The organism is Streptomyces noursei, assembly GCF_016917755.1.
GTDB lineage: Bacteria > Actinomycetota > Actinomycetes > Streptomycetales > Streptomycetaceae > Streptomyces > Streptomyces yunnanensis.
In genome coordinates, this window is sequence record NZ_CP070326.1 from 7,333,717 (window position 1) to 7,347,104 (window position 13,388).

Below are 13,388 nucleotides of genomic sequence, written 5' to 3' on the forward strand. Positions count from 1 at the left end.
GGTCCTTCTCTTCCGGGGCGGCGGGCGGCTTTAGGTGAAGGCGATGGTGTTGCAGACGCCGGCCAGGATCTCGACGTAGTGGTCCCACTCGGCGATGTTCTCGGTGGAGAGGGAGAAGTCCGCCATCGCCAGTCGGCCAGGGATCGGCACGAAGACATGCAACTGGCGCACCACGGTGGGCTGGCCGCCGTTCGCCAGGAGGTTGACCGGTTCTTCGACCTTGCTCTCCTGGGTCAGCAGCACCACGCGCCCTGTGGGTATCCGGGAGACTCCGACCTCGGCCTCGGGATGAATCGCACCCAGCGTGCGCGCCAGGCGATCGACCGTCTCCTCGTTGTTCAACTCACTGGGCCGGGCAACGACCGTCAGCATCGCCGAACTCAGACGCTGCTGCTCCGGCGGCGCGTCCCCCGGCGTCTTGGCCAGCAGAACACCGGCGTAGACGGCCCCGGCCGCGGTCAGCATCTCGAACATCGTCTGCTGCGCCAGGACAGCGTGGGCGAGTTCCTCCTGCGACGGCGGGGGATCGAGCTGCCCGAGCTGTTCGAGCAGCCGGTTGGTGTTCTCCTCCGCGGAGCCCAGGAGATCCAGGGACTGGAACTCCTCGGGGACGGAGAACGTCAGGGGCAGCTCGACCCCGGATGCCGCCTCCGGGACCCGCTCCAGCTGCCACAGCCGGTAGGCATGAGTGTCCGACGGGTCGTTCCACACCTCCGCTTCAGCTCCCGGCTGATCGCTGTGCCACGCGATGTTGAGCCAGTGGCCGCCGACCACCAACTTCAGCTTCCAGGCATCACCATCCGGCGCGGTCTCCTTGACCAGCTCCCACATGTAGCTGTCGGCGTGGTCCTCCTCGTAGATGAACTCCTCCAGCCTGGTGCTGGCATCACCGCTGTGCCCGATGGGGTGCAGATACGACTGCCGCCGCTGCATGTTCCGCAGCATGAAACGCCCTTGGGCGTTGCCCTGCCGTAACTCCCACAGCTGCGACGTGCGCTCCTCGCCGTCCCGCAGCGGCTGCAACTCGACGGTTCCGTGCTCGTCGCGGTTGGGATTGGGTTTCCCGGTCAGGTACAACCCGGTCTTCTTGCTCTTGATCAGGTACTGACTGCCTTCCAGCAGCTCGCTCACGAACCCTCCCCTGTCACTCTTTCGGAGCAGCAACTCCACAGAGCCGTGGGACGCGTGTAAAGCCTCACTACCGGGGAGTAGGGCAAGATCAGCCAGCACCAACTGGCATCCGAATCCAGCCCCGGGCGCCAGAAACCACTGGTTCCTCATGTCGGGCCCCATGTCTGTGCGCTGCACCTCGGCACGCACTGCAGCAACAGCCACAGAGTCTGCCGGCGGCTGCAACCGCGCTTTCCCGGCCAACCGCCCGTGCGTGGGGACAACCGAGGCGCTTCCGCGCTGACTCGATCACATTCACCCGATCGAGTGGGATCCGAAGGGGCCTCTTCCAGCTTGCTCGCCGAAGGGCGAAGAACACTGGCACCGGCACGGCGTTGACCGCTGACCTCCAGGCCGTCGGTGAAGGGCCTGTCTGGAGTCGTGATCACGTGGCGGGCGCTGGCCCATCGCCGTCGCGTGCTCCGGTGCGACGTGATCGGGCCGGGCCGGCAGGGGACGACTCGGGGCCACGAGTTCCGGGGCGTGAGCCCTGATGCGCGCGGGCGTACGCCCTGATAACTCGATTGAGGGATCGTCGGTCAGAGCGTTCGCGGGCAGGATGGCGGCCGGAGATCTTGCCCCGGATCCGGTCGATCTTCTGGTGAGGCCCACGAGCACGGTTTCTGTGCGGCTGCGCGTGAGGCGATGTGTGCCTCAGGTCCTGCGGTGGTCAGAGCTGACCGGCGGCGAGATCGAGCTACGTCTCCCTGTGGCGTATTCCCTTGATCGCGATGAACGGAGCTTTACACGGTGGCTTTGACGGTTGAAACGCTCGCGACGGAGTTGGAAGCGGCGAACAAGGCAGGTGACCCACTCGCCGATGCCTTGGTGTCCGACCTGATCGACAACAAGGAGGTCGATGGCATCAACGGCCTGTTCCGCACGATCGGGACGCTGAAGCGGGGCCAGGACAACTCGCATCTACCGCACCGGCTACGGGAGTTCCTGGACGCGGCCGCGGCCGAGCCTCCGGGCTGGAGCCAGCAAGACGTCAAGGCCGCGGAGGGTTTCTTCGCCCACCACCACGGCGAGGCGTCCATGCTCCAGGGCACCGTCGGGCTCATCGGCACCTACCTTTCCCCCACCGGCGCCTTCACCCTCCGCTCGACCGGCCGCCTGGGCGGCGTCGAAGGCCCCGGCCGGCGACTGTCACAGTCCTCCCGCCTCTTCCTGGACATGGGCAACAAGGACGCCCTGCGGGACGGGTCGCTGGCCGCCACCGTCACCAAGGTCCGCCTGGTCCACGCCTCGGTCCGGCAACTGCACAAGAAGAGCAGCGAGTGGGACTACGAGAAGTGGGGCGAACCGGTCTCGCAGAAATACACCACCGGCGCCTCCTTCGTCTTCAGCACCCAGATCCTCCAGGCGATGAAACACCTGGGCATCGACGTCTCCCGCGACGACGCCCACGGCTTCATCTGCGCCTGGCACTACGTCAACCACTACCTCGGCACCCCGGAGAAGTGGCTGCTGCCCAAGGACGCCGACGAGGTCGAGCGCCTGTGGAACTCCCAGCGGGACACCGAATGGCACAAGACCGACGACGGAGTCTTCATGACCAAGCAGGCCGTCGACTTCTACCGGAAGTTCCTGCCACCGGGCGCACACGACGCCTACATGGCCATGGTCCGCGTGGCACTCACCGACACGTACGCCGACATGGCGGGCCTCCCGCGCAGTGTCCTGGACCTGGCCGGTAAGCCACTCGCCGCCGGCCACGACGTCATCAGCGGCATCGGCGGCGGCCTCCTCGGAGGCGCCGCCAAGGACACCGTCGGCATCAACCCCTACAAGGAGATCCTCGGGGTGGCGTCCAAGGCGTTCAACGCCGTCGAACGCTTCGCCCTCACCCACGACCAGGACGACCAGCCGCAGATGCACCAGGAACTCCACGACAACCGCTGACGGAACTCTCACGTCGAGCGGGTGCCACTCGGCCGCTGTGGGGTGGGCCCGCTGCCGAGCGCGGCGGGCCCAACACGGTCCGGTCCAGGGGCTGTCCGATGGTCGCGCGGCCCAGCGAGCCCGGTACGCGACAGCCCGCCGCCTCGAACTACTTCTCCAACCGGGACGAGTCCGGTGCGCGGTCGCCTGCGGCTTCCGGTATCGCTTCGCTGATCAACCGTAATTGCTCGGACGTCAGCGTGACCGCAAGAGCCCCGGAGTTCTCGTCAAGGTGCGTGCGACGGCGCATGCCCGGCAGGGGAATCACATCCTTCGGCTGTGCCAGAACCCAGGCCAGCGCCAGTTGAGAGGGAGTACAGCCGAGATCCCCGGCCAGCGTCCGCAGGCGCTCAACCAGGCGCAGGTTGGCCGGCAAGTTCTCCCCGCGGAACCGGGGGTGATCTCGGCGAATGTCGTCGGCGGCCAGGGTGTGTACGCCGGCGAGCGTTCCGGTGAGGAGGCCGCGGCCGAGCGGCGCGTACGCCACCAGCGCGACGCCGAGTTCCCGGGCCGTGGGCAGGATCTCCCGCTCCAGGCCACGTGTCCACAGCGAGTACTCGCTTTGCAGCGCGGCGATGGGGGCTGTTGCGTGCGCCCGGCGCAGCGTTTCGGCGCTCACCTCCGACAGGCCGATGTGGCGCACCTTGCCCTCGGCCACCAACTCGCTCATGGCACCGACGGTGTCCTCAATGGGGACAGCCGGGTTGCGACGGTGCAGGTAGTAGAGGTCGAGGTGGTCCACCCCGAGCCGGCGTAGCGACGCGGTACAGGCCCTCTTGGCGTAGGCAGGCGTCGAGTCGACCCGTCGCGCCCGGCGGTCGCCGGACCGTACGACGCCGAACTTGGACGCCAGGAACACCTCGTCACGGCGTCCTGCGACGGCCTGTCCCACCAACTCTTCATTGGTGTACGGGCCGTACATGTCGGCGGTGTCGAGGAAGGTGAGGCCCAGGTCGAGCGCCCGGTGGATCGTCGCGATCGACTCCGACGCCTCGGCAGGACCGTAGAAGTCGGACATGCCCATGCAGCCCAGCCCCATCGCGGACACCAGGGGACCGCCACGCCCCAGCCGCTTGCGCAGCATCCACACCTCCTCATGCGGCCTTCTCTGGGTTCACCCTGCCTCCTACCCTGAAGAGGAAGCACGGTTACATCCGGAAGGAAGACGCCGATGACCGGGTACGCCACGGACAGGGACAGCTGGACACGGCATACCTTCGCCTCCCCCACCGCCTTCCGGCTCCCCTACAGCCCCGATCACGCCCTCCTGGCCCACCGATTACGCGCCGAGGTGCTCGACGGCCGCGGTTTCGCCGTGGTGACGGGCACACCCGCCGGCACCATGAGCACCCACACGGCCCAAGAGTTCGCCACGTCGATGCTCCGCCACCTCGGCGAACCACTACCGCAGGGCCGGGGCCCGCAGGACACCGCCCTGGCGTGGCTGGTCCGGGACGAGGGCGCCTCGGCACACACCGACGACCGCCGCTTCCATGAGAACGCCTACACCTCCAAGTCACGCGGCTACCTGCACCTGCACAACGACCGGGCAGTGAAGCCCTTCGGCCAGGACCCCGACTGCATCGCCCTCCTCACACACCGCAAAGCCCTGCGAGGCGGCGCTTCCGTCCTGATGGACGGCTGGATGGTCCACCGCATCCTTCGCAAGTCAGCTCCTCACGCACTGGACATGCTCAGCACCCCGTGGCCCGTGGACCGCCGCCACGTCACACCCCGAGGCGAAAACCCCATGGTGCGAGCGCCGGTGTTCGAGCAGGCCGACGGCCGCCTGCAGGTCCGATGCAACCTCAAACGCATCGAGACCGCCGCTGAACTGACCGGCGAGCCCATACCGGCCGAACGGTGCGCGGCCCTCGAAACCCTGCGCCAGGTGCTGGCCCGCCCGGAGCTGAAGGTCACCATCCCGCTGGAGGAGGGCGACTGCCTCGTCATCGATGACCGGCGGGTCCTCCACGGCCGTACGCCCTACGAGGACCACCCCGACACCGCCCACCGACGCTGCCTCGTACGTGTCATGCTGCGGTGCGCTTCGGTCGGCAAGGCGTCCTGATCGAGAGGTTGATCCCACCTCTTCGTCAGAGGCTTCAGCCGCATGGTTGCCCGGACCGGCACGCCCGTATCGGTTGGGGGTGTTGTCCGCTGTCGAAAAACCCAATAGAAGGAAAGGGACGGACAAGAGCCAGACCGCGAGGGTGGTGTACGTACCGCGAAGCGGTGGCCACCACCATTGGCCCACCTTCAGACCGAGCGCCGGTGGTGCAACTCCTCCCAGCGGGGAACGCCACCGTCCAGTTGCCTGCAGCCACCACGCCAGGAACGCCACCGCTCCACCGCGGATTCGGCGCGGGTCATCCACGACTTCTGGACCACGCTCTACCAGGCGATCGACGACTGACCCGCCTGCCTGGTCGAGTCAGTACGGCAACAGACCTCGACCAGGCTCCGGCCTTCGACGCCTCCACATTCTGCGATCAGTTGCATGACCAATTCAGGACAGTTGCTGCCGCCCCCCCCCGATGGGGCTTGGAACCGCTGAGCGCCGGCTCTCTCTCCCCCCCCCCGCAACAGCGAAGGGAGCCGGTCACGGAGGATCACTCGAACCGTGGTTGGCACTGAGAAGAATCCAGACCGCGCCCTCTCACGAAGAGGGCGTGCAATCGGACGACTGGCTGGATGAGGCCGTGGAGCAGCGGATCCGGAAGCTGTTTCGACGGCTGAGCCCGATCATGCTGCTGCTGCGCCCTACGGGCCTGACCCCGCGGATGACCGCCGCACAGGTCGCGAGCAGCAACATCGAGGCCGGGGTGATCGCCCGCGCGCGCAACCTGGGCCCCGTGCTGGACCACATCACCGTCTCGATCCGGTACGTGATCCCCTCGGGAAGTCCTTCGGAAGCAAGGGCGACGAGCAAGAACGGCACCGCGCCACCCTCCCCGCGGTGGCCGCCCGCAACCCGCACATCACCATCCACCCGAAGGTCACCAGCACCCGCGCTTCGATCCTGAAAAAGAACTTCCGCGCCGTCGCCGCGGCCGTGCGCGAGGTCGCCGGCCCCGACCGCGCGGGGGCTCACAAGACCTGACCGGGACTGGCGGTTGGCCAGGCAGCGGCCTTCGCCGACGCCACGGCGAAGGCCGGTTTAAGGCGGCCGCGTTGCCTTTCCTTCATCCTTCGGGCACACCTCGGGACGTTGCCCCAGCCTCCAACCGCGACCCGAAGCATGGCGTGACGTCGAATTCAGACGTCGTTTCGACGGATGCCTTTCGCGCCCCTGGGAATTGGACTTCAAGCAATCAAGTCTTGCAGAACCTAGTCGGCTTCACCAAAATCAATGCAGTAGCTAATCATGTGGCTGCCTTTGAACGTGGCGACCTGGACCCCGATATGATTGATTCCACCCTTATATTTGACCGGCCCCCACGCCTCCTTGCGTTTGCCATAGCCGGAAACCTTGTTCCAATGGCTCTGCACCTGGCTACCGTCCATCCCCACCGCGAGGAGTCGAATCGCCGCATAGCGACCGTCTGCCTTGCCGTCCGTGAGATCCAACTTGACGTTGAGTGTGGAGTTCGGCCCGTGCCAGTTGTAGATGTCTGCTCCACCCGACGCCCCGGCGTCGCCTGTGGTACATGCTCGGTGTACCACAGGATCACCTGAGCCGGCCGCCTGGGTGCGAGCCTTTCCGGCGTGGGCTGTAGCGGTCTGCGTCGATCCGTCGTGCGCTACGGCGGCCTGTGCGGGCGATGTCGCAAGGATGCTTGCTCCCGCGGCGATGCAGGTCGCGAGTTTGAGTATCCACGTTTTGCTGGGCACTTTCCTGACCTTCCCTCGAATTGATCCGATGGGAATGCGAGTCCCCAACGGCCATTCCTTGTGTCCATTTTCCTTGTTGCGATCGGGTGTGTGCCTAATTCGACACCCGGCTATAGCGGCAGTGAAATCGGGAAGTCGGCTCTTCCTGGTCCGCAGGGTCAAGTCGCCCCTTATCTACGGGACAACCCCTGGCCCTGACGTGAGCGAAATCCGGCACCACACGGTCATGTCGATCAGACCGGCGCCGTCCAGCCGGTGGAGAACCGCCTCGTGCAGGCGGCCCCACAGGCCCGTTCCGAACCAGTTCAGAAACCGATGGTGAGCCATGGGCTTGGAGCCTCCGGGGCAAGATGGCAAAACCTGCCGGGAACAGCCGCTGGCCTGGCGAACACATAGATGATCGACGTACAGGAGGCGGAGGGAATCCTGGCCGGCCGGCGCTGGACGGCCGGTGAACTGCAACGGCTCACCGCGCGGTTGAAGGACTCCCTGACCGTCGTCCGCCGGGTCGCCGAGAGCCGAGGAGCCGGACTTCCCGTGCCCGACGACTACCCGGCCGATCCCGGCGAACCCCGGCGGCAGGGAGCTGCGTCCTCTCGGGTCCTAGGGCGCGTCCGGTCCGACGAGTCCATCCCTGGGTGCGAGCCCAGCGGGACAGCGCCCCGGCCTCGACTTCGGACCGGTCAGCCCTGAAGGTAGCCGCCCCATATCCAGCCTGTCGTGTGGCCGTCCGAGCCCCCGTACCCCCACCACCAGCGGTGGCCGTCGCGGCCGGGCCTGCTGCACTGGACCGTGAACTGCGTCCACGCATGGCCGATGACCTTGGAGTCGACGTAGGGCTCTTCGTGTATGGCGGCGGAGATGTCAGAGACGGAGACCGTACGGTTCCGGTCGTCCCGTGTGCAGTCCACAGAGCCGTCCGCCGAGGCGGTCGGGGCGGTGGCGGCCAGAGAGCCGAGGGCCACGGCCGCTGTGGTGGCGGCCATGGCCGCTGACTTCATGAGCTTGTGCATTTTCTTCCTTTGTGGCGGTTTCCCGGCAGTGGTGGGTGATTGCCTGGTGAAGGATCGGTACCCGGCGGCAACGGACGTCACCAAGTGCCTGTCCCGCCCGACCGTTCAGTTCTGCGCGGTCGCGGTCTGGCTCACGTACTTGGGGGTGTTGCCCTTCCAGGCCATGGCGACGAAGTTGATGCTCCGGCCCTCCTTCATCTCACGGGAGAAGTCGCACGCCGTCCAGCCCGCGGCGCTGCCCTCGCCATCCCTGCACTCGAAGATGGTTTGCGTGTTGCCGCCGTACAGGGCGCGCATAGTGATGGTCATTCCGTCGGCCATCATGTCCTTGACGTAGAAGGTGTCGCCGTCCGGATCGAAACACACTTCGCCGTGGGTGTTCACGCCGCCGCCCGACACCACCCACTGGCAGACCACCGTGTTGCTCGGCTTCGGCACACCGGAGTCGGCGACGTTCTTGGCGTTCTTGATATGCCAGCCTCCTCCGGCGAGTTGAGCCCTGGCCGGGGAGGTGGAGGCAGTGGACGCGGTGGTGGCGGGCGCCGCGCATGCCGGTGCGGCCATCAGGCCGAGGGTGAGGGCACCGGCGGCGACGAAGGCTCCGGCTGAGGTGAGAGCGCGCATTGATCCCCCTGAGGATGAGCTGATGTCCCTCCAGGATGTCGGAATGCGGCCGGTGCGTCGTGAGTGCTGAGTGCACAACCGTGTTGGCGCCGAGTTCACTTGTGGCCGTGGATTGCCTGATGTCGATGTTCCTTGGGTGTGGTTCCGTAGGCGGCGCGGTAGGCGCGGCTGAAGTCGGTTGCCCGGGGGTATCCCCAGCGGGTGGCGATGGCATGGATGGGGATGGCGTGGAGCGCCGGGTCGGTGAGGTCGCGACGGGCCGCCTTCAGGCGTTGGTGGCGGATGCACGCGGCGACTGTGGCGTCCTCGTCCTGGAAGAGCCGATGCAGATAGCTGGTGGAGATGTGGTGTGCCGCGGCGATCGAGGCCGGGGTGAGGTGCGGGTCGTGCAGGTGCTCCCGGATGAACGCCTGGATGCGCAAGGTGAGGGTGCGTCGGTGGGTCTCCGGGGGGAGGCAGTCGCCTGCTTCGAGCAGGTGGGCGAAGAGCGCCGTCGTCAGATCGGCCAGGACAGCGCCCAGTCGGGAGCCGTCTGTGGGCTGGTAGGAGGCGGTGTCGTCGGTGAGTTGAGTGAGGAACCCTGCCAGCAGGGCGCCCATCCCCTCCCGGCCCGAGACCGGCGTCCCGACTATCCGGTGGGCCATGTCGCGTGGTAGCGACACCAGGGCCTTGGGGATCTCCAGCGCCACTGTCGTGACCGGGGCCCCGCTGCTGTGGACGTCGTTCGGCAGCGAGGAAGAGTTGATGAACACGTCGTACGGCTTGTACTGGGTTTCCCGGTGCCGCCACACGCCCGCCCCGCTCCCGCGTACGACGAGTGACAGGTGGTACGCCTCGGGGTCGGACTGCCGGATCAGCTTCGGCGTGCGCCGGAACACCAGCGGCTGGAACGTGGCGGACCACACGGTGACGGTACCGAGGTCCAGCACGCGCTGGGAAGCCCGGAAATCGTCGGCGTGGTCGCTGCGCAGTTCCATGGGGGCGTGGGTACGCCCCAGAAGCTCGGCCCAGTAGTCGAACCGGTCCGCCGCCGGCACATCGTCACTACGGAACACCTTCTCGTCCAACAACACTCGTTCCCTATTTCTGAAAACCGTGGGTCACGGGCTCACCCGGCAGTACGCCGTGTCCTGGTCGACTCGGTTCCATGCCGTGACCGCCGGGAGCATGGAATGGAACGCCCGCAGTCGCAGTTCCTCACCGAGCCCGCTCCGGGCCCGAGAGACGGCACACCGCCCTACTGGCGCAACAAGAGAAGTGGCCAGTCACACGACGCATCGGACACATCCCAGATGTGTTGTCCGGCCCGAACTTGGCACCCGGACCCTCCTGCCAAGACCTCAGCCGGTCCGCTCGAAGCGATCGGCAACGCGGCAGCCACCGCATCGAGTCACGGCCCGGCCCATCAGTTCCGCAGCCGGCCCGCGAACTGCCCGCAGGTCAGTGGCCGGCGGTGCTCGAACCCGACAGCCCCAACACCGCCGTGAACGTCCCCGGCGTGAACGCCACCGACCCCTGCAGCGCCCACACCGCGGCAGCGCCGCGCCCATACTCACGATGCAGAACCACTGCCTGAGCAGTGGTCCCCACCCCGATATCCGTTGCCGTCTGAAGCATGCCCCCATCCTTGGCACACGGGATGCGACGATCGATCCTGCCCACCCCCGGATCCAAGGTTCGGGAAACCGCACCCCGTCGCCGGCAACGGGTGTCTCCAACCAGCCCCACCACAGAGCCGCTGACCCCACGGCCCCTCACCGCCGCAGGCATGCTCCCAGTCCAGTCCGGAGCAGACCGGTCAGCATTCGCCGCGTGGGAGGACGACGTGCCAGCAGGGGCCGCGCGAACAACGGTGGATCACCCCACCTCGATCCTCAGCGGTAGGGCCTAACCAACGGTGAATCTGATGATCGAGGAGACGCCGAAGATGGCCGAGACCGTCCAACCCCGGCTCTGCGGCAGTGACCACGATGGTGGGCATGCTCGTGGCCGCCGGAATGAAGCGAGTGCCGCGGCTCCGACCTGTCGTGCTCCCCACGAAACGGTAACGGCCACCCGGTCACGGCCCGCCTGCCGCTGGCGCCCGATGGGAGAAGTGCAGCCTGACTCACCCGAACCGAACAACGAGCTACGCTCTGATTGACCTTGACGAGAGGCGATCTGTTCGATTCTCGGGTTACGGGATCAGGGGCGTCGTCCCTCTCAAAGCATCTGTGGTGCTCACCCCAACGCATCCACCGTTCGATCTTGATGAGAGCTCGGCCGCTCGGCCGCTCCGCCGCAATGCCGTTCCCGGATCCCGGCTGGGAACGTGGTGGGAACGTCAGGGCGGAGACGGCCCGAGAAGGATCGTGAAGGATCTGGGTCGGCTTCGCCTCGTTGCCCTTCTGGCCTGCGGAAATGGGTGACTGTCGAGGTGGATCGAGATGGACTGATCGTCCAAGGGGCATGTTATTGAATGGACGATCGGGCGATCGATTCCCGGCGGCCGGGCGCCTAGGTTCACACCACCGCGGAGTCCGCAGTTCCCCGGCGGCCTCCCGCGGTGTCATCCGCGCACACCCCGTCGCCACGTCCGAGGAGTAACCCATGGATCCCACGGCACCCGTGGAAGGCACGAGCGAGGGGCGAGGCTCCCGCGTGATCGAGGTCCGCTCCATCGACTACGTACCCGTCCGCGAGCGGCACGGGAAGGTGTGGCACCAGGGTCCCTTCTGGTTCACCGGCAACTTCGTGCTGACCACGATGGTCACCGGCTTCCTCGGCCCGGCCCTCGGCCTGAGCCTGCCCGCCTCCGTGGCGGCGGTCGTCCTCGGCGCCTGCTTCGGCACCTTCTTCATGGCCTTCCACGCCAACCAGGGCCCGCGGATGGGGCTGCCGCAGATGATCCAGTCGCGGGCCCAGTTCGGCATCCGCGGCGCGATCGTCCCGTTCGCGGCGGTGGTCTTCGTCTACGTCGGCTTCAACGTCTTCAACGTCGTCCTGGCCGCGCAGGGCCTGCGCACCGTCTTCCCCGGCGGCACCACGCTCTGGTACGTGCTGATCATCGGCGTCGCCCTCGTGCTCGCCGTCGTCGGCCACGACCTGCTGCACCTCGTCCAGCGCTGGCTCACCTACGTGCTGATCGCGGTCTTCGGCGTGCTGACCGTCGGCGCGCTGATCCAGTTGGACCCGCACTCCGCGGCCGCCGCCGGGCACGCCGCGCACGGCTCCTGGACGTCGTTCCTGGTCGTCTTCTCCGCCGCGGCCGGCTACCAGATCAGCTACGCCGTCTACGTCTCGGACTACTCCCGCTACCTGCCCCGCGACGTCTCCGCGCGCAAGGTCATCTGGTGGACCTACGCGGGTGCGGCCGGCTCCGCCGCCTGGCTGATGTCGCTGGGCGCGCTGCTCGCCTCGGCGCTGCCGCACCCGGACGCGATCAGCGGCATCCGTCAGGTCGGCAACGCGATCATCCCCGGCTTCGGCACCTTCGCGGTGGTCGTCTCCTCCGTCGCCCTGGTCGGCATCATGGCCGTCAACGCCTACGGCGCGATGCTCACCACCACCAGCGCGATCGACGCCTTCCGCGCGGTCAAGCCGACCGTCCGGATCCGGATCGCCGGCATCGTGGCCATCGGCCTGATCGTCTTCACCGTGGCGATGCTGCTCCCGGAGAACTACCTGGAGAGCTTCAACACCTTCGTGCTGATGATGCTCTACTTCCTGATCCCGTGGACGGCGGTCAACCTGGTCGACTTCTACTGGGTCCGGCGCGGTCACTACGCGGTCACCGCGATCTTCGACCCGGCCGGCATCTACGGCCGCTGGTCCTGGCGCGGCATCGCCGCCTACGCCGCGGGCTTCGTCGCGATGATCCCGTTCTTCTCCACGTCCTTCTACACGGGCCCGGTGACCGAGGCGCTGGGCGGTGCGGACCTGGCCTTCGTCCCCGGCCTGCTGGTCGGCGGCGGCCTGTACTACCTGCTCAGCCGCAACCTCGACCGGGCGGCGGAGGCGGCGGCGGTCGCCGAGAGCGAGCGCGAGCTGGAGGGGGTCGACGGGGCGGGGACGGTCACCGCGGCCTCGCCCACGCCCGCCTGACCCGCGGGGCGGCGCGGGCCGCCCGGGGGTGCCGCCTACCAGCGGATGAGCCGCCCCATTCCTCCCGCTATGGTCGGTCGGTAGGGACACGTCCCACCGACCGACCGGCGGTTTCCGGCCCCGTCCGGCCATCCGGCCGCCCGGATGAAGGGAAGTGAGCGCACCATGCAGGTGGCGTTTCTGGTGGCCCCCGCGGGCACCGAACAGATCGAGCTGACCGAGCCCTGGCAGGCGGTCCTCGCCGCGGGCGGCACCCCCACGCTGATCTCCACCCGGTCGGGCCGGATCCAGGCGTTCCACCACCTCGACAAGGCCGACACCTTCCCCGTCGACCTGACCGTGGACGCGGCGTCGGTCGCCGACTTCGACGCCCTGGTCCTCCCCGGCGGCGTGGCCAACCCCGACGCCCTCCGGCTCGACAAGGGTGCCATCTCCCTCATCGCGTCCTTCTTCGAGACCGGCAAACCGGTCGCGGCCATCTGCCACGCGCCCTGGACCCTGATCGAGGCCGACATGGTCCGCGGCCGCACCCTCACCTCCTGGCCCAGCCTGCGCACCGACATCCGCAACGCGGGCGGCACCTGGGTCGACAAACAGGTCGTCGTCTGCACCCAGGCCGCCAACACCCTCGTCACCAGCCGCAAACCCGCCGACCTGCCCGCCTTCTGCAAGGCCATGGCCGAGGAGTTCGCCCGCTGAACGGCTGAAGCGCGCAGAACC

At 67.6% G+C, this 13,388-nt stretch carries 14 protein-coding genes; 6 read left to right on the plus strand and 8 right to left on the minus strand.

The window, feature by feature from the left end:
* Window positions 1-30: 30 nt before the first annotated feature.
* A complete protein-coding gene (locus JNO44_RS32035; protein WP_205367291.1) occupies window positions 31-1,131 on the minus strand; it encodes a hypothetical protein in 1,101 nt (366 codons plus the stop codon).
* Between the two features lie 789 nt (window positions 1,132-1,920).
* On the opposite strand from JNO44_RS32035, the gene JNO44_RS32040 reads away from it, so the two are divergent.
* Window positions 1,921-3,075, plus strand: coding sequence for an oxygenase MpaB family protein (locus tag JNO44_RS32040; protein ID WP_235094679.1), 1,155 nt, complete (start codon window positions 1,921-1,923; stop codon window positions 3,073-3,075).
* A gap of 148 nt (window positions 3,076-3,223) precedes the next feature.
* Here JNO44_RS32040 and JNO44_RS32045 read toward each other — a convergent pair whose 3' ends face one another.
* Entirely contained in the window at window positions 3,224-4,198 is a 975-nt protein-coding gene (locus JNO44_RS32045) for an aldo/keto reductase (protein WP_205367294.1), read from the minus strand.
* Window positions 4,199-4,285: 87 nt separating this feature from the next.
* Here JNO44_RS32045 and JNO44_RS32050 point away from each other — a divergent pair, with 87 nt between their 5' ends.
* Both JNO44_RS32050 and JNO44_RS32055 read left to right on the plus strand, forming a co-directional pair.
* Window positions 4,286-5,185, plus strand: coding sequence for a TauD/TfdA family dioxygenase (locus JNO44_RS32050; protein WP_205367302.1), 900 nt, complete (start codon window positions 4,286-4,288; stop codon window positions 5,183-5,185).
* Window positions 5,186-5,362: 177 nt separating this feature from the next.
* Window positions 5,363-5,530: a hypothetical protein gene (locus JNO44_RS32055; RefSeq protein WP_205367305.1), complete on the plus strand. Its 168-nt coding sequence runs from the start codon at window positions 5,363-5,365 to the stop codon at window positions 5,528-5,530.
* A 243-nt stretch (window positions 5,531-5,773) separates the two neighbouring features.
* Here JNO44_RS32055 and JNO44_RS43850 read toward each other — a convergent pair whose 3' ends face one another.
* Window positions 5,774-6,055, minus strand: a complete 282-nt coding sequence (locus JNO44_RS43850; protein WP_240167745.1) for a hypothetical protein — start codon at window positions 6,053-6,055, stop codon at window positions 5,774-5,776.
* A gap of 18 nt (window positions 6,056-6,073) precedes the next feature.
* Here JNO44_RS43850 and JNO44_RS43855 point away from each other — a divergent pair, with 18 nt between their 5' ends.
* Window positions 6,074-6,217 carry a hypothetical protein gene (locus JNO44_RS43855; RefSeq protein WP_240167746.1) on the plus strand — a complete coding sequence of 48 codons (144 nt, stop codon included), beginning with the start codon at window positions 6,074-6,076 and terminating at the stop codon, window positions 6,215-6,217.
* Between the two features lie 227 nt (window positions 6,218-6,444).
* Here JNO44_RS43855 and JNO44_RS32065 read toward each other — a convergent pair whose 3' ends face one another.
* From JNO44_RS32065 to JNO44_RS32085, 5 genes are all read right to left on the minus strand, one after another.
* Window positions 6,445-6,948, minus strand: a complete 504-nt coding sequence (locus JNO44_RS32065; protein WP_205367307.1) for a hypothetical protein — start codon at window positions 6,946-6,948, stop codon at window positions 6,445-6,447.
* 683 nt (window positions 6,949-7,631) lie between these two features.
* Window positions 7,632-7,961, minus strand: coding sequence for a hypothetical protein (locus JNO44_RS32070; RefSeq protein WP_205367309.1), 330 nt, complete (start codon window positions 7,959-7,961; stop codon window positions 7,632-7,634).
* 105 nt (window positions 7,962-8,066) lie between these two features.
* On the minus strand, window positions 8,067-8,525 hold the full coding sequence (locus JNO44_RS32075; protein ID WP_205367312.1) for a hypothetical protein: 459 nt from the start codon (window positions 8,523-8,525) through the stop codon (window positions 8,067-8,069).
* Between the two features lie 155 nt (window positions 8,526-8,680).
* Window positions 8,681-9,655, minus strand: a complete 975-nt coding sequence (locus JNO44_RS32080) for an AraC-like ligand-binding domain-containing protein (protein ID WP_205367314.1) — start codon at window positions 9,653-9,655, stop codon at window positions 8,681-8,683.
* Between the two features lie 370 nt (window positions 9,656-10,025).
* Complete coding sequence (locus JNO44_RS32085; protein WP_205367316.1) at window positions 10,026-10,202, minus strand: hypothetical protein; 177 nt, start codon at window positions 10,200-10,202, stop codon at window positions 10,026-10,028.
* Between the two features lie 972 nt (window positions 10,203-11,174).
* Here JNO44_RS32085 and JNO44_RS32090 point away from each other — a divergent pair.
* Window positions 11,175-12,668: a purine-cytosine permease family protein gene (locus JNO44_RS32090; protein ID WP_205367319.1), complete on the plus strand. Its 1,494-nt coding sequence runs from the start codon at window positions 11,175-11,177 to the stop codon at window positions 12,666-12,668.
* A 165-nt stretch (window positions 12,669-12,833) separates the two neighbouring features.
* Window positions 12,834-13,367, plus strand: a complete 534-nt coding sequence (locus JNO44_RS32095; RefSeq protein ID WP_205367321.1) for a type 1 glutamine amidotransferase domain-containing protein — start codon at window positions 12,834-12,836, stop codon at window positions 13,365-13,367.
* The last annotated feature ends 21 nt before the right edge of the window (window positions 13,368-13,388 follow it).